Source organism: Marinobacterium lacunae (assembly GCF_000705555.1).
Lineage (GTDB): Bacteria > Pseudomonadota > Gammaproteobacteria > Pseudomonadales > Balneatricaceae > Marinobacterium_D > Marinobacterium_D lacunae.
Window position 1 is genome coordinate 1 of record NZ_JMQN01000057.1, and the last position, 23,735, is coordinate 23,735.

Below are 23,735 nucleotides of genomic sequence, written 5' to 3' on the forward strand. Positions count from 1 at the left end.
ACCTCCTTTTGCCTAACGCCGCACACAGGGGCCGGCAAATAAGCGCAGCGTTTTGGCGGTCCCAGCGACCAACGGGAGCGACTGCTGTGCCTTGTTATGGGTGTACTTGCACCCAGTCTGTTTCTTCATCATGGAAACCCCAAGAGCTGCTTTCTTTTTCTTTTATAACGCAGGCACCACATTTGCTACCCAAAGCAGACGCGAAATCACTTACGTTTTTATTCTCTGGCCCAGGATACCCGCCGAACGAATGAAAAAACACAAGCTCAAATCCTTGAGTTGAAACCTGTTTAATCGAGAAATAATATACCTGTCCTTTACAGTAGCCTATGCCATCATCACAATGGTTGTAACCAAGCTCATTGGCTGTCTCTTCAATTATTTCATTTGAGACATTCTCTGCTTTAACTGATTTATTTTCATATTGCAGGTGTTTATAGAACTGTGCCTCACCACATCCGGCAAGTAACAATATGAAAAAAACTATTAGCGGTTCTCTCACTCTAATTTTACCCATAACAGCCTGTTAATGGGGCCTTCGGCCCCATAATAATTATTAGGGGGTAAACCCCTTTAGTTCCTGATTAATTTTGTCTGGAATTAGTAACCCTCTGATTCCACAATCAAATTCAATATCCATAAGGCCGCTCATCCTCTCGCGGGGTATTCCCTCTCGACGTCCACCCTTCCAGAGGGTATAACGTCCCGCACACATTTCATGGATGAGGTGTTGCACATGGCGAGGTCGCCTTTTCTCAGATTGGTCGAAGATTTCATGCGGGTACAGCGCTACAGTCGACGGACGATTGATTCCTATCTGTACTGGGTCAAGCTTTTCATTCTGGTCTGCAGTAAACGTCATCCATCTGATTTTGGTGATGACGAGACCAAGCGTTTTCTCACCTATCTGGCAACCGAATGAAATGTCTCGGCAGGTACTCAGGCCTTGGCGTTGAATGTAACTGTATTTTTCAAGACTAAGTTCCTGGGGTAAACAGTAGGCGACTTGTCGGGTTTTAACCGCTCCCCGCGACAGCGCAAACTGGCTGTGGTTTTGACCGCTGCTAAAGTTACGGCTTTGCCGTCGCAGCTTAACGGCCTTTATTACCTGATGGCGGCGCTTCTGTAAGGTTCGGATTTGCGCCGTATCAAGCTGGTGCGTCTGCGAATCAAGGATATCGATTTCGACTACCGACAGATCCGGGTGATGTTTGGAAAAGGCGGCAAACACCGGTTGGTGACGCTCGCTGAGGAGTTGCTGGTTCCCTTGCGAGAGCAGGTGAAAATGGTAGAGGTGGTTTTTCCGCGCGACATGGTGATCGAGAACTATATCGGCGTCTGGTTGCCGGATGCATTGGCCCGCAAATATCCCTCTGCGCCTTTTGACCTTGGCTGGCATTATCTCTTCCCTGCGTCTCGTCTGAGTGTCGATCCTGAAAACGACCGTCTACGGCGACACCGCTTCGATGAGCATAACCTTAATAAACTCGTGAAGAAAGCAGCTCAAAATGCAGGGATTCGAAAGGCGGTATCCTGCCATACATTGCGACACTCCTTTGCCACTCATCTTCTGCAGTCAGGCGCCGATATTCGGACAGTACAACAACTGGGCCATGCCGACGTAAAGATAAAGGAGATCTACGCTCATGCGCTTAAGTCAGATGCACACCCTGCTCATCCTGAGTGATCCGTCCTGCCTTCATAAGCGAGCCAAGCGCCATCTTGTAGGCTTTCTTGCTCACGCCGAAGGTGTCGCGGATCGCGTCTGGTTCGCTCTTGTCGCCTAGGGGGCAATGGCCGTTGTGGGCTTCGAGGTAGTCGAGGATCTTCTGCGCGAGCGGATCGACACGGGCGTAGCCCGGTTTATCCAGCATCACATCAATCTTGCCTTCGGGCGTTACCTGCTTGATAAAGCCAGTGAGTTTCTGGCCGGCACGCACGTCGCGGAACAGGTCTTGATGGTGCAGCAGGCCCTGATAACGGTGATCGATAATAACCTGATAGCCGAGATCCGTACGGCGCAGTATGAGCAGCTCGACAAGCTGCCCCACGCTCAGGTCGGTCGGGCTCTTTTCAAGGAAACGTTCGGTTTTCGCCGAGGCGGCAATGCGGTCGGTGTTATCGATATAGAGATAAACAGTACACCAGTCGCCGACGGTGAGCGGACGTAACTGTTCGCCATACGGCAGGAACAGCTCTTTGGGCATCCCCCAATCCAGAAAGGCACCAACCTTGTTCACATCGGTAACCTTGAGGCTTGCAAACTCACCCACCATCGCTTTCGGCTTGCGGGTTGATGCAACCAGGAAATCGTCCGAATCCAGATAAACGAACACCTGCAATCGGTCGCCCAGCTGGCACCCTTCAGGCACCTCGCGCTTAGGCAGCAGGATGCCACCGGCATCGCCGCCATCGAGATAGACGCCGAAGGGTACTTCGCGCACAACTTTGAGTCTGTTGAGTTTTCCAATCTCGATCACGTATCTGTCTCTTTCGCGGGTGGGCATCATTGGGGCGTTACTGTAACACGGCATAATCCTCGCCACGAAGGGCTGGCGATCTAAAGCAGTGAGCGCAGGTCGAAATCAGGATTGGCGGCATCGTCCGGTTTGGGCGATACACCGGCCTGAATCAGCCGCCGGGCGATCATGTGATCAGCCGGTGCGTTGAGTGTTTCAACGGCCACGAGTTGCTTCTGTGCATAGCAGAATACGGAAAACCGGCCGCTGTGCTCGTCACCCCGAATCACTTCAAGGTCATGATCTGCCGACAAGCCGGCAATCTGAAGTTTAGTATCGTACTGGTCACTCCAGAACCAGGGCACTGCACGGTATTCGTCACGCATGCCCAACAGGGTGCCTGCCGCGTGCTTGCCCTGCTCAACCGCATTTTGGATCGACTCCAGTCTAACCGAACGGTTGTACAATGGGTGATGGAAACGGGCTATGTCCCCAGCGGCGACAATATCGGGGTGTGAAGTTAGACAGTACGCATCTACCTGAACCCCGTCACTACAGGCAAGGCCGGCCATCTCTGCCAATGCCACCTCTGGCTCGACACCTATCCCTACCAGCACTATATCTGCTGCGAAAAACTGACCGTCATCCAGCCGCACCCCGCTGACCTCTGCGTTGCTGACTGCAATTTCGGTAACTCTTGCCCTGTTTTCAATCTGCACGCCCTTCCCGCTGTGCAGTTGCTGCAGGTAAGACGCAACAGGCGTACTGGCCGAGCGTGATAGCAGTGTATCGGCCCGATCAAGGAGGGTTACCTGTTTTCCGGCGGAGGCAAACGCGCAGGCGGCCTCCAGCCCGATAAAACCACCGCCGATCACCACGATGCGCCTGGCCTTAGTCATCGCCTCGCGCAACGCCAGGGCGTGGTGAAGCGAATGCAGGTAGTAAACGCCTCTGGCATCGCTACCGGGCACTGCCAACCGGCGCAGCCTCGAGCCCATGGCCAGTGCCAGTTTTTGCCAGTGCAGTTGGGCGCCGTTTTCAAGGCTGAGTGTGTGCTGCGCGGGGTCTATGGAGATGACTTTAGCGCTGCTAAGCCGCTCAATACGCTGTTTGGTATAAAACCCGGCATTGCGCTGGACAAGACGCGCTTCATCCCACTCCCCTTTTAGAAACTGCTTGGACAGTGGCGGGCGCTGATAAGGAAGACCGGCTTCGGCGTTTAATAGCTGTAGTCGGCCTTCATAGCCTTTTCGCCGCAGCGCCTCGGCGATGCTTAATCCTGCGTGGCCGCCACCGACAATGACGATGCCCGCATCGGTCATATCTGTGTATCCGGCAGGTTGATCACCATGCCGTCAAGCTCCGATGTCAGCTCTATCTGACAGGACAGCCGGCTGTTCGACCTGCGCTCGGCGGCCGTACATTCAAGCATCTCGTCTTCTGTTGCACTGGGCTGTGGGACTTTGTCGATATAGCGCTCGTCGAAATAGACGTGACATGTCGCGCAATTGCACGCACCGCCACACTCGGCCTCGATGCCTTCAACGCCATTTTGAAATGCCGCTTCCATCAGGCTCCAGCCCTCCGGCGCTTCAACTTCGTAGCGGCGTCCATCTGCTTCAACGTACGTGATTTTGACCATCTTCTCATCCTGTCTGGTGGGTGTGCCGTCACGTTCGGGCACAGGTCCGCAACAATGCCAGGAAAGGCATCTGTTATACCTTAGAAGATAGAGTCAGTAGGGCCGGTCTGTCCATTCCGGCCCCACTGGCTACGGCGATTAACCCTTAAAAATCAGGGCTTTTCGTTTGCGAGGAAGAACCAGGTATCAAGTACCGAGTCCGGGTTGAGCGACACGCTTGAGATGCCTTTCTCCATCAGCCAACGGGCCAGATCAGGATGATCTGACGGTCCCTGACCGCAGATACCGATATATTTTCCGGACTTGCGGCAAGCGTCGATCGCCATGCCCAGCAACTTCTTGACTGCCTCATTACGCTCATCGAACAGGTGCGCGATGATGCCGGAGTCACGATCAAGGCCAAGCGTCAGCTGGGTCAGGTCGTTTGAGCCGATGGAGAATCCGTCGAAGTGTTCCAGGAACTGTTCAGCCAGCAAGGCGTTGGACGGTATCTCGCACATCATGATCAGGCGCAGACCGTTATCACCGCGGCGCAGACCATTGTCGGCCAGCAGATCGACCACCTGCTTCGCTTCTCCGGGTGTGCGCACAAACGGCACCATGATTTCGACGTTGGTCAGTCGCATCTCGTCACGCACACGCTTGAGTGCGCGGCATTCGAGTTCGAAGCAATCGCGGAAGTCGTCGGAGATGTAGCGCGCCGCACCGCGGAAACCGAGCATCGGGTTCTCTTCGCTGGGCTCGTAACGATCACCGCCGATCAAATGGCCGTATTCATTGGATTTGAAGTCAGACATGCGCACGATCACCTTCTTCGGATAGAAGGCGGCGGCCAGCGTCGAGATACCTTCGACAAGCTTGTCGACGTAGAAATCCACCGGGCTTGCATAACCGGCGATGCGACGTTCGATGATCTGTTTTACATCACGGGGTTGATCGTTGAAGTTCAGCAGTGCCTTGGGATGTACGCCGATCATGCGGTTGATGATGAACTCAAGACGCGCAAGGCCAACACCGGCATTAGGCAGCGCCTGGAAGTCGAAGGCACGGTCTGGGTTACCGACGTTCATCATGACGTGGAACGGCAGGTTCGGCATCGACCCGACACTGTTGGTCTGGTGTTCAAAAGCCAGCTTGCCTTCATAGGCGCGGCCAGTATCGCCTTCCGCACAAGATACCGTCACGTCCTGGCCGTTGCTCAGTCGTTCGGTCGCATCACCACATCCGACGATAGCCGGAATACCCAACTCACGAGCGATGATCGCTGCATGGCAGGTGCGCCCGCCACGGTTGGTAATAATGGCGGCCGCACGCTTCATGACCGGTTCCCAGTCCGGGTCGGTCATGTCGGTGACCAGTACATCACCGGGTTGCACTTCGTGCATCGCATCCAGTCCGCTGACGATGCGCACGGGGCCCGAGCCGATACGATGACCGATGGAACGGCCTTCAACCAGAATCTTGCCTTTTTCCTTCAGCAGGTAACGCTCGATTACCGTTGCGTTGCCCTGACTGCGCACGGTTTCAGGACGCGCCTGAACCACGTACAACTGGTCGTCATCGCCATCTTTGGCCCACTCGATATCCATCGGACGGCCATAGTGCTTTTCGATGATCACGGCGATGCGTGCAAGCTGCTCCACATCGGCATCAGAGATACAGAAGCGCTGACGGTCTTTCATCGGAACATCGACGGTTTCAACCGCGCGTCCCGCAGCGCCATCGTCGGTGTAGATCATCTTGATCGCTTTAGAGCCCAGGGTGCGGCGCAGAATTGCCGGAGTTCCCTGCGCCAGCGTCGGCTTGTAGACGTAAAACTCATCGGGGTTTACCGCACCCTGTACGACAGTTTCACCAAGGCCGTACGCGGCGGTGATAAAGACAACATGCTGGAAGCCTGACTCGGTATCCAGCGTAAACATGACGCCGGATGCGCCGGTTTCGCTGCGCACCATCTGCTGAATACCGGCAGAGAGTGCCACTTCAGCGTGGGTAAAGCCTTTATGTACACGGTAGGAGATCGCTCTGTCGTTATAGAGGGAAGCGAACACCTCTTTGATAGCGTGCTTGATGTTCTCAAGCCCGCGAATATTCAGGAAGGTTTCCTGCTGACCGGCGAAAGACGCGTCCGGCAGGTCTTCTGCTGTAGCAGAAGAGCGAACGGCAACTGCCATTTCAGGGTTATTGGCGGACATTTCAGCCCAGGCCTGTTCGATCTGAGCGTCCAGCTCGGGCTGGAATTCGGCATCCATGATCCAGCGGCGGATCTGGCTGCCGGTCTCGATGAGCGCGCGGGTATCTTCCGCATCGAGCTCATTGAGTGCCGAATTGATTTTGTCAGCGAGGCCACCATGTTCGAGGAAATCCCGATACGCCTGTGCAGTTGTCGCGAAGCCACCCGGCACTCGCACACCTGCATCACTCAGCTGACTGATCATCTCTCCAAGGGAGGCGTTTTTACCGCCAACCTTTTCTACATCCCCCATGCCTGCTTGATCCAGGCGCAGTACGTATTGCCGCAAAGCCGTTTCTCCTGAGTTGAACGTCTACCTGAATAATTATTGTTATTTTTACTGAAGGCATGGATGATAACCTAGCTGAAAACAAAAATCGCCGGTTCGAAAAAATGTAATTTTTTTACAAAAATCGCCGAACCTGCCGCCAAAATACCCGTACAGAACTGATCGGGATTTGACCGATTTTGAGCCTCGCAACATGAAAAGAACTGCGTTTTTTATCTCCGATGGAACCGGTATCACCGCCGAAACGTTAGGTAACAGCCTACTCTCCCAGTTTGAAGGCATTACCTTCCATAAAATCACCCTGCCCTATATCGACACTGTGGAGAAAGCACAAGCGGCGGTTGAGAAGATCAACGCTGCCAGCGAATCGGATGGCGAACCTGCCATCGTGCTCGACACCATCGTTAATGAGAATATTCGTGATCTGCTAGCCAGTAGCAACGGTTTCAAGATCGATGTGTTTTCGACCTTCCTCAAGCCCCTGGAGAAAGAACTCAAGACGCACTCCTCCTACACCGTCGGCAAGTCTCACGGCATCATCGAGATGAACCGCTACAAGGACAGGATCGACTCGGTGAACTTTGCGCTCGACAACGACGACGGCGCACGCACTCAACAGTATGACCGTGCCGATATTATCCTTGTCGGCGTATCCCGCTGCGGGAAAACGCCAACCTGTCTCTATATGGCATTACAGTTCGGCGTGCGCGCGGCCAACTACCCGCTCACCGATGAAGATCTTGAATCACCCAGGCTTCCTGATGTGCTGCAAAAGTACCGGCACAAGCTCTACGGCCTGACAATCGATCCGTTTCAGCTAGCCGCCATCCGTCATGAACGCAGGCCAAACAGCCGCTATGCGTCGCTTGATCAGTGCGATTTCGAGGTGCGCACAGTTGAGCGCTTGTTCCAACAGCAGGACCTGCCGTTTATCAATACCACCAACTTCTCCATTGAGGAGATATCGACCCGCATCATCGCCCATACCGGGCTGATTCGCCGGCTTAACTGAGCCCTCTTTCGCATCTCATGTCGATATGCGGGATCCCGTCTTCATCGTAGATCCCGCTTATTGCATCAAATCCAAGCGATGCATAAAACGACTGGAGGTGGGCCTGGGCCGAGACCAGAATAGCCTGCCCCGGCCACCGCGCCTCGCACTCAAGCATGGCCTGCTGCATTAATATTCGCCCAAGCCCAATCCCGCGAGCGTCCGGCGCCACCACCACCCGCCCTATGCGGCTTCCGCTGATCCCCTCAGGTGCAAACAGACGTGCACCGGCGACCAATCGGTCTTCGTCGTAGCCGCAAAGATGCAGCGCCTGAGCGTCGCGGCCATCAATGTCCGGATAGGGGCAATTCTGCTCTACTACAAATACCTGCTGTCTTAGCGCCAGCCACGCCTCAAGCTCATGAAGGCTAAATGCACTGTACAGGCGCACCTGCCACTGAATTGTTGAATCAGGCATTTATACTGTTTCCATAATGATGCAATAGAATACAAAACCTTATCGATCCCTTCTGGCATAATGACGGGTTTCTAGAACAGTCTACAGGAGTCCCTATGCCCCTGTCCGAGCCGGTCGAACGCACCCTTTCTCATACCCGCCAGGTTAGCTGCCGGGGTTATAAACGCACAGACGGCCTTTGGGATATCGAAGCTTACCTGCTCGACACCAAGTCCTACGATATGGAGATGCATGAAGGCGGACTGCTGCCTGCCGGTCAGGCACTCCATGAAATGGCGATCCGAATCACCGTCGACCTGGACCTCAACATACTCGAAGCCGAAGCAGTTATGGATCACACACCCTTCAGGATGTGTCCGTCTATCGCCGAGCGTTTCAGCCTACTGAAGGGTTTGCAGATAGCACCGGGGTTTACCCGTAAAACCCGGGAACTCTTTGGCGGCACGCAGGGCTGTACGCATCTGCTTGAGCTGCTGGGGCCGCTCGCCACCACGGCCTTCCAGTCGACGCATCAAGAGCGCCAATACCTTGAGGACTGGCACACAGGCTCCACACCGCCGCCGATGCTGAACAGTTGCCACGCTTTCGCTCAAGACTCGGATGTCGTCAAGTCGTATTGGCCCATGCACTATGATCCGAACAAGAACGAAGGCTAAGCTTTTATTGTTTTAAGGAGATAACACGATGCTGATTCATCCCGATCGATCGCTGCTCCTGTTGGTCGATGTGCAGGAAAAGCTGGTGCCGGCCATCGATGACGCCGCACACCTTATCGATAACTGCGGCTGGCTGACCGATGTGGCCAATCGACTGCACATACCGGTTATCGCCACCGAACAATACCCCCAAGGCCTGGGCGGTACGATTGAAGTACTGCGCCAGCGCGTACCGCAAGAGCAGATCTTCGCCAAGATGGCGTTTTCATGCGTGTCTGAGACGGCCTGTGCCGACGCCATCAACAGCGTGAAAGCCGAACAGATAGTAATCGCGGGTATTGAAGCCCATGTGTGCGTACTGCAAACGGCCATGGAGCTCAAGCAGCAGGCCCGTGAGGTTTTCGTGGTCGAGGATTGCGTCGGATCGCGCAGCCCCTCAGACAAGGCCGCCGCCCTGGCCCGTTTGCGTCAGAACGGCGTACAGATCGTGACCCGTGAAATGGTCGCCTTCGAGTGGCTACGCAAAGCAGGCGATGATCGCTTCCGCCAGATCAGCCGCGAGTTTTTGCGCTAGAACACCTCAGGCACACAAAAGCCCGCACCGGCAGAACCGATGCGGGCTTTTTAATGAAGGCGTATCAGGAGACCTCTGCGCGCTCTTTCGCGGGCGACTCCTCCGCTCCGTCGGCGAATATCACCTCATCTTCAGGTGCATGCTTGCCAAACAGCTTAGGACGCTCAATCAGGAAATACAGGATCAATCCGATCGCCACGGCATACACAGTGGACTTAGGATCCGGCATGGCGAGGGTAACCGCCACAATGCCGGCGACACCGCGCTCGGTCGGGTTCTTCAACTGCTCCATACCCACCATGATGCAGATATACGCCGTCAGTATCAGCGTTAGCGACAGCGCGATGGGCAACACCGGCTTGAACAGCGTGACCAGCGGCAGAATGAACAGCGCTACGAAACCGGTCACCCAGAAGGAGCCTCCACCGCTGTAGATCGAGTCCATCGCCTTGCGACCCATGGCGTAGCGCTCGGCAACGGTCGCATGAGCGGCTGTCCATAGCGGCCCGGCCAAGCCTGGCCAGGGTGCCAAAAATGCGTGCAGCAGGTTACGCAATGCAGTCACAAGGTGAACACGGTCTACGCTGCCGTCGATCTTCTCATCGGCACGCAGGTGGTCGATTCGCTTAACCAACGTAAAGCCGACAATGATGTCACCGAAGGCAATAACATAGGCGATAACCGCCGTCGGTATCGCCAGCAGGAACACATCCCAACCCGGAAAGCCGACAGTGAAGGTCAGGTACTGCCACATCAAGGCGAAATCGGGCTGAGTGATACCCCACTCGATATTGGGCGTCGCGTACTCGCCAGAGGTCCAGCCAATGACCATGGCAATAACCATCCCCGGAATCATGCCGAAGTTGGCGATGCGCTTGGCCAGCGGGCTTGCGTTTACAACGTTTTTGAACGAGAGCGAGAACAGAATATACGCGGAGATGATCGCGCCCAGCAGTAGAGAGATCGGTGTGGAGTCGATACGCCCGCCGGTTTTCAGCTCACCCATCAGTGCAGCGATACCAGCGCCGATGATAATGCCCGATTTCAGTGAGTTGGGTATGACATCGACAAGCTTCGAACCCAAACGGGTCACGCCCAGAAAGAGGAAGATCAGCGTCACTTCAAGCTGCAGCGCAAACATCGCTTTGATCGCCTCAGGCCCCGGTTCAAATCCTTTGAGGTACAACAGCACCACCGGTATTGCAGGTGTAATCCAGCCCGGCACCAGCGGTACACCCAGCAATGAAGGCAGGATATAACCCAGGCCTGCTATGAACGTGAAGGCCAGCGCCGCCTCATATGGCATGCCCAGATAGGTTTCCAGCAGCGGGATCATGGCCAGGCCGACCACAAACATGATCAAGCCCTGAATCACTTCGGGCATCTCGAGGCGGTAATGGATAAGCGGTAATCGTACCTGGAATGGACCGAGCGGCCAGTACGGCTGCTCCGCGCCATGTTCGCGGTTCAGAATCGGCATATTGGTTTTCCTTTATTCTTGTGTATGCGTTTAGCGGAGTACAGCGCTAGTAGACCCTCTGAATGCGTCGCAAATTTTTCGCAATCCCAACGAAATGTAACGGCTCCACGCAAAAAAACGGGCGCGATTAGCGCGCCCGAAAGCAGCCAGGAATGGGGTGCCTGGTCATCACCATGAGTCCGTGAACCCTTACATCTCTTTGGTCCGATTGCGCAGCATGAACTTCTGTATTTTCCCGGTTGAGGTCTTGGGCAGTTCACCAAATACGATGGTCTTCGGCACCTTGAAGTGCGCCATGTTTTCACGACAGAACTGGATAATCTCTTCGGCCGTAACCTCTCCGTCCGCCGCTATAAACGCACAGGGGGTTTCGCCCCACTTCTCGTCGGGCTTGGCGACAACAGCGGCCTCCCGCACTTTCGGATGGCGGTAGAGGATATCCTCGACTTCGATACTGGAGATGTTCTCGCCGCCGGAGATAATCACATCCTTGGAGCGGTCCTTGATCTCGATGTAGTGATCGGGGTGGCACACCGCCAGATCGCCGGAATGGAACCACCCACCTTCAAACGACTCTTCAGTGGCAGTCGGGTTTTTCAGGTACCCTTTCATCACCAGATTGCCACGCATCATCACCTCACCGATGGTAACGCCATCGGCCGGTACCGGCTCAAGCGTCACGGGATCAGCCACCATCAGCCCCTCCATCACCGGCGCCTTCACACCCTGACGGGATTTCAAGCGCGCGCGCTCGGTCAGGCTGCGCTCGTCCCACTCATCCTTCCATGCGCAGATTACACTGGGGCCGTAGGTTTCAGTCAGGCCATAGACATGCGTAACCGAAAAGCCAAGCTCCTCCATACCTTCGATAACCGAGGCTGGGGGCGCAGCTCCTGCGGTCATCACTTTAACCTTGTGCTTAATCGAAGCCTTCAGCGCCTCGGGCCCTGAGTTCAACATATTCAACACAATCGGCGCGCCGCAGAAGTGGTTCACCTTCTCATCGCGAATCAGCTCGAATATTGGCTCGACACGCACCTGACGCAGACAGACGTTGGTGCCGCTGATCGCCGCAATTGCCCAGGGGAAACACCAGCCGTTGCAGTGAAACATCGGCAACGTCCAGAGATAGACAGGGTTATCACTCATACCCCATGACACGATATTGCTCAGCGCATTCAGGTAGGCACCGCGATGGTGATAGACCACGCCTTTTGGGTTGCCTGTGGTGCCCGATGTGTAATTGAGCGTGATGGCACGCCACTCATCATCCGGAGGCAGGTAATTGAAACTCTCGTCGCCCTTGTCGAGCAGTGCGTCATAGGTCATCTGGCCAATCAGCTCCCCCCCTTCATACTGAGGGTCGTCGATATCGATCACTATCGGGTGGCGCGACATCAGCTTGAGCGCACGGGAGACAACTTTCGAGAATTCGCGATCCACCAGCAGTACACGGGTTTCCGCATGCTCCATGATGAAGGCAACCGCCTCAGGATCCAGTCGCGTATTGATGCTGTTAAGCACAGCGCCACTCATCGGTACGCCAAAGTGAGCCTCATAATGCTCAGGAATGTTGGGCGCGATGATCGAAACGGTCTCGCCAGGATTGATTCCCAAACGCTGAATCGCACTCGCCAGACGGCGGCAGCGCATCCAGGTCTCGTGCCAGGTGCGTCTCACGTCACCGTGAACGATGGCGGTGCGCTGGGGGTGCACTTGAGCGGAGCGCTCAAGAAAGCTGACAGGCGTAAGCGTGGCGTAGTTTGCGTTATTCTGATCGAGCTGCTGATCAAAGATACTCGTGGTCGTTGCAGACATATGTAAGAACCTCGTTATTGTTATCTCTGCCGGCGTACTGGAATTGAGGGGTGGGGCAAGATAGGGAAAGACACTAGGACAGGAGTTTTTCGACACTTTTGCCGAATTCTAACGAAATGTATCAAGCCGCTTTTCAGGGGTACAAACTGGGATAATATGGTGCGATACGGGCAGAAAACGCTTCAGGGCAAACCCTGATAGCCACTATAACAACCGCCGTGGATCTGTACGTGCTCAAATCCAGCCTCACTCAACGTTTCTTACTGGTCATGTTCGCCATCATCGCGGCGATCATTGCGGCGTTCTATCTCTACTCTGTCCCCCTGATCAAAAGCAAAGTGTTCGAAATCGAGCGAAATGCCAGCCGCATTGCGCTCAATAACGTATTCGAACTGGCCGATAAGATGTATTCCAGCTCCGAGGAATACCGCCAGCAGGTGCTGGAATCCCACCGTCAGCGCCTGCGGGCAGTGGTCGACTCCGCCGCCTTTTTATATTCAAAGCAGTACACACTGGCCACGCAGTCGGGCATGACGGACGTACAGGCGCGGGACTATGTTTTCACCCAGCTGAGCGATCTCACTTACGGCGATGACGATTACGTTTGGGTCGCCGATGAAGACTTTATGCTGGTGTCACACCCAGACCCTGCCTACCGCGGGCGCAGCGTTTACGAATTCGTCGACGAAAGCGGTCACCCGATCATTCCATCCGTACTGAAAGCGGCTATCGCCGACGGAGAAGGGTTTTATAACTATCGATGGAACCGCCTGAACGAAGAGCGCAAGCTGGAGAAGTTCTCGTATGTGAAGTATTTCCCTCAGTGGCACTTCGTGCTTGGAGCAGGCGTCTACATAGACGATGTTGAAGCGGAGGTATCGGCGCGTCGCGAACGTGCGCTTGCCGAACTTCGCGAAGCACTCGCCGAGATCAAAATCGCCAGCACAGGCTATCTGTTTATATTCGACGGTAGCGGCCGCATGCTGGTACACCCTAACCAGAACATCGATGGCGCGATGTTCCGTACACTTAAGAATCCGGTAACCGACAACACCATCCTGCAGGAGCTGATTTCGGTCGCCGAGACAGGCAAAGAGCTGTACTACAAATGGGACAGGCCCACCGATCCCGGCAACTACATCTATGAGAAGGTTTCGCTGGTGCGCTACCTGCCGGGGTTCGACTGGTATATCTGCTCAAGCATCTATCTGGACGAGCTGCAGGCAAGCTCACAGGTGCTAACTGATCGCATCATGGTGATCGCGACCATCGCCCTGCTTGCGGCCAGCATTCTCGCCTTTGTCTTTGTCAACGTTGTCACCCGCCCCATACGACACTTGTCGGAAACCGCCTCACGGATCAGCAGTGGCGAGATGGATGCCACCACCAAAATACATCGCGATGACGAGATCGGTGTTCTCGCCAGGGCCTTTGATCGCATGGTGGACCGGCTTCGACAGAACATCAGCCAACTGGATGAAAAGGTCGGCGAGCGCACCCGGGAACTGGACCAGCGTAACCGCCAGTTGAGTCAGGCGATGGACGATATAAGCGCCGCCAGTCAGAACCTTAAACTTGTCGAAGAGCGCCAGCGCTTAATACTCGATGCGCTGCCGGCGCAGATCGCCTACATCGACAACCAACAGAACTATATCTTTGTGAATGAGGGGTATGTTGCCGCGTTCGGCCTGTCCAAGCAGGACGTCATCGGCAAACACCTGCGTGAGGTTATCGGCACACGCATGTATGAAGACATCATCCCGCAAGTTCAAAAAGCGCTGCACGGTACAACCAGTACCTTCGAGTATCCGCTTGAACTGAACGGTGAAACACGCATCACCAAACGCACCCTGATGCCGTTCGATCCTGAGCCCGGCAAGGTGCTCGGCCTTATCAACCTGTCACTGGACATCACCGCAGAGCGCGAGGGAGAACGCCGTCTTCAGGTCGCCCAGCGCATGCACACCGTTGGACAGCTGGCGGGCGGACTCTCTCATGATTTCAACAACTTGCTATCCATACTTCAAGGAAATCTTCTCGCCATTCAGGACAACCCGGCAACGCCAGCCGAGCTTCTGCGCCATATAGAACCCGCCATACGGGCCACCCGCCGAGGGGCCGACATTACACGACGGCTTCTCGCCTTTGCTCGACGCCAGCCACTCTCGCCGAGCCGGATCGACCTGTATGCACTCATGACCGAATGCACGGCACTGATCGGGAGTTCGCTTCCCTCTAACATCACGCAGATGATGGTCGCCGATAAGGACCTACGGCAACCGCTTGCAGACCCGGGCCAGCTTGAAGATGCACTGGTAAACCTCGCCTTCAACGCCCGTGCAGCGATGCCGGATGGTGGCGAAATCCGTTTTCACCTGTCCAATCGCAGTGTCACCACCACCCTGCTGCTCGATGAACAGGTCGACTTTGGCGAGTATGTCGAGATTACCGTCTGCGATACCGGATGCGGATTCAGTCAGGAGGCGATGGAGCGGGCGTTCGAGCCCTTCTTTACCACGCGCAAGATGGAAAACTCATCAGGCCTTGGCCTGAGCATGGTGTATGGTTTCGTCAAGCAGAGTAACGGCTATATTGCCCTCTCCAACCACACAGGAGGCGGTGCCTGCGTGACGCTGCTATTGCCAGCCTCTGCTCCCGTCAAGCAGGCCATGCCGGCATCCTCCGACACGCCAAACGATGAGAGCACTAGAAGCAAGGGCCTGATACTGCTTCTCGATGATGAAGACGACGTCCGCGAAGTCATACGGGACCAGCTCTCGGGACTCGGCTATCAGGTCATAGAGTGCCGCGACCCGACTGAAGCCTGCGAATTGATCGACACCCTTCCTGATTTGAAAGGCGTCGTCAGTGATATAGTGATGCCCGGCGATCTGAATGGATTCGATGTTGCCAGACACCTGCGCATGTCACACCCCGACGCGGCTGTGGTCCTTGTCAGTGGTTTTGCCTCCCGTCATGACGAGCGCCCCGACGACTGCAACATGCTGCCGATGCTGCGCAAGCCCTTCACCCGAGAGCAGCTTGGGCACGCCCTGCAAAGCCCCAAAGCACGCCAGCCCCTAAAGATGGGCACTGATAACTAGAGAGACCAAGGTGCAAAAGAAACTCGTCTACATCATTGATGATGAAACCGATATCTGCGAGCTGATCTCGGCCGAACTCATCCGCCACGGCTACGACACCCGTACATTCCAAACCGGCGCCCAAGCAACCCATGCGCTCAATCGCCGCAAACCCGATCTATGCATCATCGACCTGGGATTACCCGACATGGACGGCATATCGATTGTGCGTCAGCTGTGCGACTCGCTGGGGTTGGGGGTCATCATCATTTCGGGCCGGGACAGTACCAGCGACCGCGTACTGGGGCTTGAGTTCGGCGCGGACGACTACCTGATCAAACCGTTCGACCCGCGTGAACTTGTCGCCCGGGTTAACAGTCTGTTCAGGCGTCTGGAGCATATCGAAGCCGCCGCCAGTCGCAGCGACAAGTCACGCAAGGCGATGTTCGCAGGCTGGCTGTTTGATCCGAGCACGCTCACCCTAAGGCACCATGATCAGGGCAGAAACGAAATACTCTCAGCCTCGGAAGCAGCGCTCCTTACGCTACTTCTGCGATCACCGCGACAGATACTTTCGCGCGATCAACTGCTGCAGGGGTATGCCGATCCGTTCGACCGGAGCATTGATGTGCGCATGTCGCGCATTCGGAAAAAAATCGAGAAAGAACCGCGCCACCCCACCATCATCAAAACGGTGTATGGCGCCGGTTATATTCTGACATCTGAGGTCGAGTGGCGTAGCGAGTAATCATCACAGCGTGGCGGTACGCGCTAGAAAATCGTCAGGGTCAATCACACCAACCATCGTCATATCAGGCCGCTGCTGACCGGTTTTATCGTAAAAGAAGAGTACCGGCGGCCCGAAAACCTGATAACGCTGATTCAACGCCTTGGAATCGGCGTCGTTCGCCGTCACGTCGACCTTGATCAGTTTAAAGCTGCTTAAACGTTGCTGCACACCTGGGTCGGCGAAGGTGACATATTCGAGCTCAACGCAGCTCACACACCAGTCTGCGTAAAAATCGAGCATGACTGGCTGCCCGGCGCTGCGCGCCTGCGCCAGCAGTGGCTCAAGTTGCTCTATCCGCGTCACAGTCGTGAAGCCGAGTTCGGAGCGCGCACGTCCTACAGCACTCGACTGTCCACCCTGACTGGCAGCAAACCCCTGTAGCGGGTAGACAAGGCTACGCCCGCCGGCCAGCAATCCGATCAACAGCGCCGCACCGTATACGAGCAGGATCATGCCAAAGCCTTTCCAAAGTCGGTGCCAACCGTTGGCATGCTCACCGAGACGCTCGAACACGTTCAGGTACACCGAACTGATAATCAGGATGACACCAACCATCACCATGGTGACCTGAACCGGCAGAATGCGATCGAGCATCCAGACCGCCATCAGAAGCAGTACTACGCCAAACGCGGCCTTGACGCCCTCCATCCAGCTACCCGCCCGAGGCAGCAGTTTGCCCGCTGAAGCTCCCACCACTAACAGTGGCACGCCCATACCCAGCGACAGAACAAAGAGTGCAGCGCCACCCATGATCGGGTCACCGGTTTGGCCGATATAGATCAGTGCGCCAGCAAGTGGCGCCGCCATGCAGGGGCCGACAATCAATGCCGACAGAAGCCCCATCACGGCGACACCCCAGATCGAACCGCTCTTTTGGTGCGAGCTCACTTCGCTCACGCGGCTCTGCAGCCACTTGGGCATTTGCAGCTCGTAGAACCCGAACATCGACAGCGCCAGCAGTACAAACAAGCCCGCAAAAACCGATATTACCCAAGGATTTTGCAACGCCACCTGCACATTGGCGCCGAACAGACCCACTACCACACCGGCCACCGTGTAGGTCAGTGACATCGCCAATACATACACCAATGACAGCAGGAACGCGTGTGCGGTGGTGATCTTGTGGCCGTGCCCGACAATGACACCAGAGAGGATGGGTATCATCGGGAAAACGCAGGGCGTCAAAGACAGCGCCAGCCCCGCCAGGAAGAACGCGCCCAACACCGCAACAATGGAGGTGCCAGCCAGCAGGTCGGCGAACACGTCCTGCTCGGATACAGGGATAACCGGCGGTGAAAGTGTGCTTGCGGGCTCGGCAGTATCGGATTGCTCAGGCAGCGCCCCGTCATCATCGGACCAGCGCAACCCAGAGGCCGCCACCAGATCCGTCACTTCGACGGTTTTCGTGACAGGCGGGTAGCAGATGCCGCCCTCCCAGCAACCTTGATAGGTAACCGTCAGTTCGCCCTGATCCCGCGCGCCTTCCGTTCCAAGCAGCAGACTTACCCGCGCCTCGTCGTAATAGACTTCGACCTGACCGAAAAGTGGATCATCCTTGGTCACCGAGGGTGCATTGCGGCGGTCGACTACGGAAATACCCTCGCCGGGTGTCACCACGACCTTATCGAGGTACAGGTAATAGTCCGGCTCGATCTCCCAGACCAGATCTACTTGCCCCGGTCCTTGTGCGTCGGCGTGCAGTACGTATGCTTCCTCCACCGGCAGGGGCTGGGCGTTGCTGCTTTTGATCGAATCGAAAAGCCCCGCGTGTGCCAGGGTCGAGATAAACGAGATGACACTGAAGGCAATCAGGCTTGCCAGTCGAAACATGATCGAACGACCCATCGTTGTCATAGCACGCAAACGCTTATTCCTTATTCCACCCAAAAAGATCGATGACAATATGACCCTGAAGCTTTGTCAGGGTTCGCCTCGGAGGCTCGACAAGTTTACCACTGATCCCCTGCGCAGGCGTGAGGTACATTGCCGCAGCACATAAATGCGACCGTTAATGTTATATGAAACCGGATTCGACCGAAGGAGACCTGTAATAGCGCCGTGGATATGGTAAAAAGATTCACCTCGGTGTCAGATGACGCCTTACCTTATTGCCGTCAGGATAGGAACATGACAGATATACGCGTAGAAGACCTTAACATCGAATCGACAACGGCACTGGTAACTCCGGATGAGCTGAAGGCGAAGCTGCCGCTTAGCGACAAGGCCGCCGACATGGTCATGAATGGACGCCAGGTGATCAAGAATATCCTTGATCACGAAGACAAGCGCCTGATTGTCGTTGTCGGCCCCTGCTCCATTCACGATCCGGAAGCAGCGCTGGAGTATGGTCGTCGCCTCAAGGCGCTGGCTGACGAGGTCAAGGATACGCTCTATCTGGTGATGCGCGTGTATTTTGAGAAGCCACGCACAACCGTGGGTTGGAAAGGTCTGATCAACGACCCGCACATGAACGACTCCTTCGATATCGAGGAGGGTCTTCATATCGCGCGCAAACTGCTGCTCGACCTGACCGAGATGGGTCTGCCCCTTGCCACCGAAGCGCTTGATCCGATCTCTCCGCAGTATATTCAGGACCTGATCAGTTGGTCGGCCATCGGCGCCCGCACCACCGAATCGCAGACTCACCGCGAAATGTCGTCCGGCCTCTCATGCGCCGTAGGTTTCAAGAACGGCACCGACGGCGGACTCGATGTGGCGGTCAATGCCATGAAGTCGGTCAGTCATCCGCACAGCTTTCTGGGCATTGATGCCGAGGGCAAGGTGTCCATCCTGCGCACCCGCGGTAACCAATACGGGCACGTTGTTTTGCGCGGCGGCAATGGCAAGCCGAACTACGATTCGGTCAGCGTTAAACTGTGCGAACAGGCGCTTGAGAAAGCCAAGCTGGTTCAGAACATCATGATCGATTGCAGCCACGCGAACTCCAGCAAGGACCCGGGCCTGCAGCCGCTTGTCGCCGAGAATGCGGCAAACCAGATCCTAGAAGGCAACCGCTCGATCATCGGCCTGATGATCGAGAGCAACCTGGAGTGGGGCAACCAGTCCATTCCTGAAAAACTGGAAGATCTGAAGTATGGTGTATCGGTTACCGATGCCTGCATCGACTGGAAAACTACCGAGAACAGCCTGCGAGAGATGAGCAACAAACTCGCAGAGGTGTTGCCCAAGCGTTAACACACCCGGGGCCTGCACCCTGCGGGCCCCTCAACACCCCGCCCGCTCCGCAGCCCCACCCGACCCAACCAAATCCGGACTATAAAAATGACAGCTTCAACCAGCCGTCAGCACGGCATAATACTGGCCACCGTCGGCGTATTGGTACTCAGCTTTGATGCATTACTGATCCGTTTGGCACACGCCGACGGTGCCGATGTCGGTGTATGGCGCGGCACACTTGTAATGCTCTCCGCAGGCTTTATCTGCTTCCTGAGACGCAGGTCCATTCGATGGCCCGACAGCCGGCGACTTTGGTTAGGCGCATTCGCTGCGTCACTGCTTTATGGCGTGAGCTCAGTACTGTTTGTACTCTCAATAAGCCATACGCAAGTGGCCAATACGGTGGTAATCCTCGCGAGTTCCCCTCTATTCGCAGCCGCAATCCCCTGGATCCTGTTTCGTGAGTCAACCTCGAAACGCACGTTAATCTCGATTCTTGTGGCTATCGCAGGGGTGCTCTGTGTGTTCTATTCATCGCTCGGTCAGGCGGGCCAACTAGGCGATCTGCTTGCCCTATTGCTGGCATTTGTCATGGCTTCGGCGCTGACACTGTTGCGGCGTATGCCAGAACTGCCTCGACTACCACTGGTCGCAGGCTCAGGACTTGTCACGGCACTCATGTGTCTGCCCGTCTCGACACCCTTTGCACTGGAGCCATCAAGCTACGGTTGGTTGGCGCTGATGGGTTTGCTGCAAATGCCGCTGGCCTCGCTCCTGATATTCAGCGCCACGCGCCACTTACCCTCAGCAGAGGTGAGCCTTTTTCTTCTAATTGAAACCGTTTTAGGCCCGGTGTGGGTATGGTGGATTCTCGGAGAGTCGCTGCCTGGCCCGACCCTGCTTGGGGGCGCTCTTATAGTAGGCGCTATAACGATTAATGCCGTGTTGTCGCTTCGTCAGCAAAGAGGTGTGCAAAAAGCCGCATCGCCGACAGTATAAATAGATGAGTTTAATTCAATAAATCACCGACAAAGCATCATTTGTCGCCGGGGGCATTCGACTTTAGGATAACAAGCATTCGGAAGGGGCGTGCATCCTGTTGTTGTTGTTGGGGTACACGCGCGGATGTAAGGATTCGATCCCGCGCTCCTTTCGGTTTTTTTTGCTTTTCCTTGCGTTTATCTCTAGTTATCGTATCGCCGCACACACTGTGCGGCTTTTTTTTGTCCCCCCTCCACCGCACAGTTCACACAAGCGCTTATTCGACAAAGCCAACCTTCTGCTTTTGCTCTGCTTTGCGATCATACATTCTGTCATCCGCAATCATGATCAATTTGTCGACGGTATCCGAATCGTTCGGATAGATCGCCACACCGATGGCGGCTGATATTTCGACCGGGCTGAACATATATTGAAAGGGCTCTGCCAACGCTCTTTCGATCTTACCGATAACAGACTCAGCAGCGGTTACTGACTTGACCCCAGGCTGAAGCACCATAAATTCATCACCGCCGGTGCGCGCTACCGTGTCCGATGAACGCACTATGTTTTTTAACCGCCGTCCAACCTCAATCAGAACAGCATCGCCCGCAGAGTGCCCCAGATTGTCATTGATCTCTTTAAATTTGTTGAGGTCGATAAAATACAGCGCAAAACTGATATCGGTTCGCTCGTGCAAACCGGCCAACTGGTTGATCCGCTCAATCATCAGGCGCCGATTGGGCAGACCGGTAAGGTGATCGTGCATCGCCTCCCCCTCACTGGCATGGTAAAGCCTAACCAATATGATCAGGAGTACCGTAAGGACGATGAGGAAACTGTATCCGACAATCCGTGCGACATACTGCCCCATCCAAAACGCCCCAGACGTAGCATTAGGCTTGGCTGCGATAATCCAGTGACCATTCGGGAAGGAAATTCGCATTTTCGCGATGGCCTGATCATAGATGTCAGCACTGCCAAAGACCATATCGCCCGACTCCCCAGCCCCATCGCGTCCCTTTATCGCGATAACGTAACCGGAAACATCGTTTTGGATACCCGACGAACGAAACAGCGAGTCGGCATCAAGCACAACGGAGGAAAGCCCCCAGTATCGAGACCCCTCGACTCCCTCTGGGTGGGTAAAGATCGGCGTGCGCGCAATCAAGCCCAACCCGCCCTGAACCAGCTTCAGGGGGCCGGCCAACACCATGCCGCCAGAATCGATCGCTTTTTTGACCGCCGGCCACTGCTTCTCGTTTTTACGATAGTCGAGCCCCAGAGCAGCTTCATTTCCATGGAGGGGGTACACAAAACTGATCACGTTATCCGGTGCCAGTCCTATATTGCGCACATGCTCCGTGCCCCTGACAATCTCGGCGGCCAGTGCCTTCCACTGTTCTGGGTCATTACGGGGCTGAACCGTCACATAACTGATAAGGCCACTGCTGAGGTAGAGCACACTGTTGATTTCAGACTCCAGCTGGGCCCGAAGCTGAGATATCACGCCGAACGCTTCGGTGCGTTGCAATTGGAAGGTACGATCGGTAACGACTTTTTGCAGCGATTCGGTAATGCCAACACCAACCAGAATCAAAAGTGCAATCACAGCATAAGGAATGAGGCGGTGTCGTCTTTGGCTATAGTTCAACGGCAAGTAACTCCTACCCAGCGATCCTGCCTGTGAATCAAAAATGTAACAACCTGGCTACTATATTAACCCTAAATACATACCGCTCAACTAAAAAAGCCCGCATACGCGGGCCTAAAGCGAGCCGGTAGAGCTGACAGGGACCCTCCGGCTCAGGGAATACGCCGTTAAGATAGCCGGCAACTCCCAAAAATGTGTAACGCGGACCTGTCTGTCGCTTAAGTCCTCAGAACGTATCGCCCGGGATGCGTACCCAGCCTTCCATCAAGACGCGCGCACTGCGGCTCATCACCGCTTTGGTAGCGGTCCATTCTCCATTGACGACCTCTGCCGCCGCCCCCACCCGCAAGGTTCCTGACGGGTGGCCAAACGTTACCGCATCGCGCTCGCCCCCTCCGGCAGCCAGATTGACCAGTGTTCCCGGCACCGCCGCCGCTGTCGCGATTGCCACAGACGCGGTACCCATCATCGCATGGTGCAACTTGCCCATGGATAATGCTCGCACACACACATCGATATCGTCCGCGGCAATCTGCTTGCCACTCGATGCTTCATAGGCTGTCGCGGGTGCTACAAAGGCAATTTTCGGCGTGTGTTGACGGGCCGCCGCTTCGTCAATGTGGGCGATGAGGCCCATTTTCACAGCCCCATACGCGCGCATTGTTTCGAACCGTGCAAGGGCTTCGCCGTCTGAATTGATATCCTTTTGCAGCTCGGTGCCGCTGTACCCTATATCGGCGGCATTGAGGAAGATAGTCGGGATACCGGCATTGATCATCGTTGCCTTGAACGTACCGATGCCCGGCACTTCAAGGTCATCCACCAGATTACCGGTTGGAAACATGGAACCCTCTCCATCGGCCGGATCCATGAACTCGATCACAACCTCCGCAGCCGGGAAGGTCACACCATCCAGCTCGAAATCACCGGTTTCCTGCACTTCTCCATTGGTGATCGGTACATGGGCGATGATGGTTTTACCGATATTTTTCTGCCAGATCCGTACCGTGCAGATACCGTTTTCCGGTATCCGCTGCTGATCGACAAATCCGGAGGCAATGGCAAATGCACCGACCGCCGCCGTCAAGTTCCCGCAGTTGCCGGACCAGTCGACAAACGCCTTGTTAACGGCCACCTGTCCAAACAGGTAGTCCACGTCATGATCCGGCTGCGTACTCTTATCGAGAATGACCGTTTTCGAGGTACTGGAGGTTGCCCCGCCCATGCCATCTATCTGCTGGCCATAGGGGTCAGGACTGCCGATCACCCGCATCAGGATTTTGTCGCGAGCCTCACCCGGCTCTCTGGCGGCTTCCGGCAGATCCTGACGACGGAAGAAAACGCCTTTTGAAGTGCCGCCACGGATGTAGGTAGCGGGTATTTTAATCTGGGGTACACGCGCCATAACACTCTACCTTTCTATTGGGCTTACG

General features: G+C 55.4%; 20 protein-coding genes. 9 read left to right on the forward strand and 11 right to left on the reverse strand.

The features are described from left to right. Positions 1–94: 94 nt before the first annotated feature. Positions 95–517, reverse strand: coding sequence for a hypothetical protein (locus tag ADIMK_RS18105; RefSeq protein ID WP_036191124.1), 423 nt, complete (start codon positions 515–517; stop codon positions 95–97). 219 nt (positions 518–736) lie between these two features. Here ADIMK_RS18105 and ADIMK_RS22235 point away from each other — a divergent pair, with 219 nt between their 5' ends. Together ADIMK_RS22235 and ADIMK_RS22240 are read left to right on the forward strand one after the other, a co-directional pair. After that, complete coding sequence (locus ADIMK_RS22235; RefSeq protein WP_231517084.1) at positions 737–922, forward strand: phage integrase N-terminal SAM-like domain-containing protein; 186 nt, start codon at positions 737–739, stop codon at positions 920–922. 216 nt (positions 923–1,138) lie between these two features. Then, positions 1,139–1,687: a tyrosine-type recombinase/integrase gene (locus tag ADIMK_RS22240; RefSeq protein WP_231517085.1), complete on the forward strand. Its 549-nt coding sequence runs from the start codon at positions 1,139–1,141 to the stop codon at positions 1,685–1,687. Here the strand turns inward: ADIMK_RS22240 and ADIMK_RS18115 are convergent. From ADIMK_RS18115 to ppsA, 4 genes are all read right to left on the reverse strand, one after another. Continuing rightward, on the reverse strand, positions 1,653–2,480 hold the full coding sequence (locus ADIMK_RS18115; protein WP_051693098.1) for a CvfB family protein: 828 nt from the start codon (positions 2,478–2,480) through the stop codon (positions 1,653–1,655). The genes ADIMK_RS22240 and ADIMK_RS18115 overlap by 35 nt on opposite strands. An 80-nt stretch (positions 2,481–2,560) precedes the next feature. After that, on the reverse strand, positions 2,561–3,781 hold the full coding sequence (locus ADIMK_RS18120) for an NAD(P)/FAD-dependent oxidoreductase (RefSeq protein WP_036191127.1): 1,221 nt from the start codon (positions 3,779–3,781) through the stop codon (positions 2,561–2,563). Then, positions 3,778–4,101 (reverse strand): 2Fe-2S iron-sulfur cluster-binding protein, encoded by a 324-nt coding sequence (locus ADIMK_RS18125; RefSeq protein ID WP_036191128.1) that lies wholly within the window; start codon positions 4,099–4,101, stop codon positions 3,778–3,780. The genes ADIMK_RS18120 and ADIMK_RS18125 overlap by 4 nt, the downstream gene beginning before the upstream one ends. Positions 4,102–4,253: 152 nt before the next feature. After that, positions 4,254–6,587: a phosphoenolpyruvate synthase gene (gene ppsA, locus ADIMK_RS18130; protein WP_051693137.1), complete on the reverse strand. Its 2,334-nt coding sequence runs from the start codon at positions 6,585–6,587 to the stop codon at positions 4,254–4,256. Positions 6,588–6,816: 229 nt separating this feature from the next. Between ppsA and ppsR the strand changes: the two genes are divergently transcribed. Next, positions 6,817–7,635 (forward strand): posphoenolpyruvate synthetase regulatory kinase/phosphorylase PpsR, encoded by an 819-nt coding sequence (gene ppsR, locus ADIMK_RS18135; protein ID WP_036191609.1) that lies wholly within the window; start codon positions 6,817–6,819, stop codon positions 7,633–7,635. Here the strand turns inward: ppsR and ADIMK_RS18140 are convergent. Continuing rightward, on the reverse strand, positions 7,628–8,092 hold the full coding sequence (locus tag ADIMK_RS18140; RefSeq protein WP_051693099.1) for a GNAT family N-acetyltransferase: 465 nt from the start codon (positions 8,090–8,092) through the stop codon (positions 7,628–7,630). The two genes, ppsR and ADIMK_RS18140, sit on opposite strands and share 8 nt — an antisense overlap. Positions 8,093–8,187: 95 nt before the next feature. Between ADIMK_RS18140 and ADIMK_RS18145 the strand changes: the two genes are divergently transcribed. After that, positions 8,188–8,748 carry a DUF2889 domain-containing protein gene (locus ADIMK_RS18145; RefSeq protein WP_036191132.1) on the forward strand — a complete coding sequence of 187 codons (561 nt, stop codon included), beginning with the start codon at positions 8,188–8,190 and terminating at the stop codon, positions 8,746–8,748. 28 nt (positions 8,749–8,776) lie between these two features. Further along, a complete protein-coding gene (locus ADIMK_RS18150; RefSeq protein ID WP_036191134.1) occupies positions 8,777–9,322 on the forward strand; it encodes a hydrolase in 546 nt (181 codons plus the stop codon). A gap of 64 nt (positions 9,323–9,386) precedes the next feature. Here ADIMK_RS18150 and ADIMK_RS18155 read toward each other — a convergent pair whose 3' ends face one another. Further along, entirely contained in the window at positions 9,387–10,802 is a 1,416-nt protein-coding gene (locus ADIMK_RS18155) for a hypothetical protein (protein WP_036191136.1), read from the reverse strand. A gap of 189 nt (positions 10,803–10,991) precedes the next feature. Continuing rightward, positions 10,992–12,620, reverse strand: coding sequence for an acyl-CoA synthetase (locus ADIMK_RS18160; RefSeq protein WP_036191138.1), 1,629 nt, complete (start codon positions 12,618–12,620; stop codon positions 10,992–10,994). A 230-nt stretch (positions 12,621–12,850) separates the two neighbouring features. Between ADIMK_RS18160 and ADIMK_RS18165 the strand changes: the two genes are divergently transcribed. Both ADIMK_RS18165 and ADIMK_RS18170 read left to right on the forward strand, forming a co-directional pair. Next, entirely contained in the window at positions 12,851–15,724 is a 2,874-nt protein-coding gene (locus ADIMK_RS18165) for a cache domain-containing protein (protein WP_036191140.1), read from the forward strand. A 10-nt stretch (positions 15,725–15,734) separates the two neighbouring features. Beyond that, a complete protein-coding gene (locus ADIMK_RS18170; protein WP_051693100.1) occupies positions 15,735–16,451 on the forward strand; it encodes a response regulator transcription factor in 717 nt (238 codons plus the stop codon). Between the two features lie 3 nt (positions 16,452–16,454). On the opposite strand, the gene dsbD is transcribed toward ADIMK_RS18170, so the two are convergent. After that, positions 16,455–18,347, reverse strand: coding sequence for a protein-disulfide reductase DsbD (dsbD, locus tag ADIMK_RS18175; RefSeq protein WP_051693101.1), 1,893 nt, complete (start codon positions 18,345–18,347; stop codon positions 16,455–16,457). Between the two features lie 273 nt (positions 18,348–18,620). On the opposite strand from dsbD, the gene ADIMK_RS18180 reads away from it, so the two are divergent. Both ADIMK_RS18180 and ADIMK_RS18185 read left to right on the forward strand, forming a co-directional pair. Next, the gene (locus ADIMK_RS18180) at positions 18,621–19,688 is read left to right on the forward strand and encodes a 3-deoxy-7-phosphoheptulonate synthase (protein ID WP_036191144.1); all 1,068 of its coding nucleotides are present in this window, start codon (positions 18,621–18,623) and stop codon (positions 19,686–19,688) included. 87 nt (positions 19,689–19,775) lie between these two features. Next, positions 19,776–20,669 (forward strand): DMT family transporter, encoded by an 894-nt coding sequence (locus ADIMK_RS18185; protein WP_036191146.1) that lies wholly within the window; start codon positions 19,776–19,778, stop codon positions 20,667–20,669. A gap of 259 nt (positions 20,670–20,928) precedes the next feature. Here the strand turns inward: ADIMK_RS18185 and ADIMK_RS18190 are convergent, their stop codons facing one another. Continuing rightward, the gene (locus tag ADIMK_RS18190; RefSeq protein WP_051693102.1) at positions 20,929–22,302 is read right to left on the reverse strand and encodes a diguanylate cyclase domain-containing protein; all 1,374 of its coding nucleotides are present in this window, start codon (positions 22,300–22,302) and stop codon (positions 20,929–20,931) included. A gap of 226 nt (positions 22,303–22,528) precedes the next feature. Further along, complete coding sequence (prpF, locus tag ADIMK_RS18195) at positions 22,529–23,707, reverse strand: 2-methylaconitate cis-trans isomerase PrpF (protein ID WP_036191147.1); 1,179 nt, start codon at positions 23,705–23,707, stop codon at positions 22,529–22,531. Positions 23,708–23,735 lie beyond the last annotated feature (28 nt).

What these genes read in the sequence shown, in the direction of transcription:
- ADIMK_RS18105 (WP_036191124.1), bottom strand. Translation starts at nt 517, where the DNA reads ATGGGTAAAATTAGAGTGAGAGAACCGCTAATAGTTTTTTTCATATTG.
- ADIMK_RS22235 (WP_231517084.1), top strand. Translation starts at nt 737, where the DNA reads ATGGCGAGGTCGCCTTTTCTCAGATTGGTCGAAGATTTCATGCGGGTA.
- ADIMK_RS18120 (WP_036191127.1), bottom strand. Translation starts at nt 3,781, where the DNA reads ATGACCGATGCGGGCATCGTCATTGTCGGTGGCGGCCACGCAGGATTA.
- ADIMK_RS18125 (WP_036191128.1), bottom strand. Translation starts at nt 4,101, where the DNA reads ATGGTCAAAATCACGTACGTTGAAGCAGATGGACGCCGCTACGAAGTT.
- ppsA (WP_051693137.1), bottom strand. Translation starts at nt 6,587, where the DNA reads ATGGGGGATGTAGAAAAGGTTGGCGGTAAAAACGCCTCCCTTGGAGAG.
- ppsR (WP_036191609.1), top strand. Translation starts at nt 6,817, where the DNA reads ATGAAAAGAACTGCGTTTTTTATCTCCGATGGAACCGGTATCACCGCC.
- ADIMK_RS18140 (WP_051693099.1), bottom strand. Translation starts at nt 8,092, where the DNA reads ATGCCTGATTCAACAATTCAGTGGCAGGTGCGCCTGTACAGTGCATTT.
- ADIMK_RS18145 (WP_036191132.1), top strand. Translation starts at nt 8,188, where the DNA reads ATGCCCCTGTCCGAGCCGGTCGAACGCACCCTTTCTCATACCCGCCAG.
- ADIMK_RS18150 (WP_036191134.1), top strand. Translation starts at nt 8,777, where the DNA reads ATGCTGATTCATCCCGATCGATCGCTGCTCCTGTTGGTCGATGTGCAG.
- ADIMK_RS18155 (WP_036191136.1), bottom strand. Translation starts at nt 10,802, where the DNA reads ATGCCGATTCTGAACCGCGAACATGGCGCGGAGCAGCCGTACTGGCCG.
- ADIMK_RS18160 (WP_036191138.1), bottom strand. Translation starts at nt 12,620, where the DNA reads ATGTCTGCAACGACCACGAGTATCTTTGATCAGCAGCTCGATCAGAAT.
- dsbD (WP_051693101.1), bottom strand. Translation starts at nt 18,347, where the DNA reads ATGACAACGATGGGTCGTTCGATCATGTTTCGACTGGCAAGCCTGATT.
- ADIMK_RS18180 (WP_036191144.1), top strand. Translation starts at nt 18,621, where the DNA reads ATGACAGATATACGCGTAGAAGACCTTAACATCGAATCGACAACGGCA.
- ADIMK_RS18185 (WP_036191146.1), top strand. Translation starts at nt 19,776, where the DNA reads ATGACAGCTTCAACCAGCCGTCAGCACGGCATAATACTGGCCACCGTC.
- prpF (WP_036191147.1), bottom strand. Translation starts at nt 23,707, where the DNA reads ATGGCGCGTGTACCCCAGATTAAAATACCCGCTACCTACATCCGTGGC.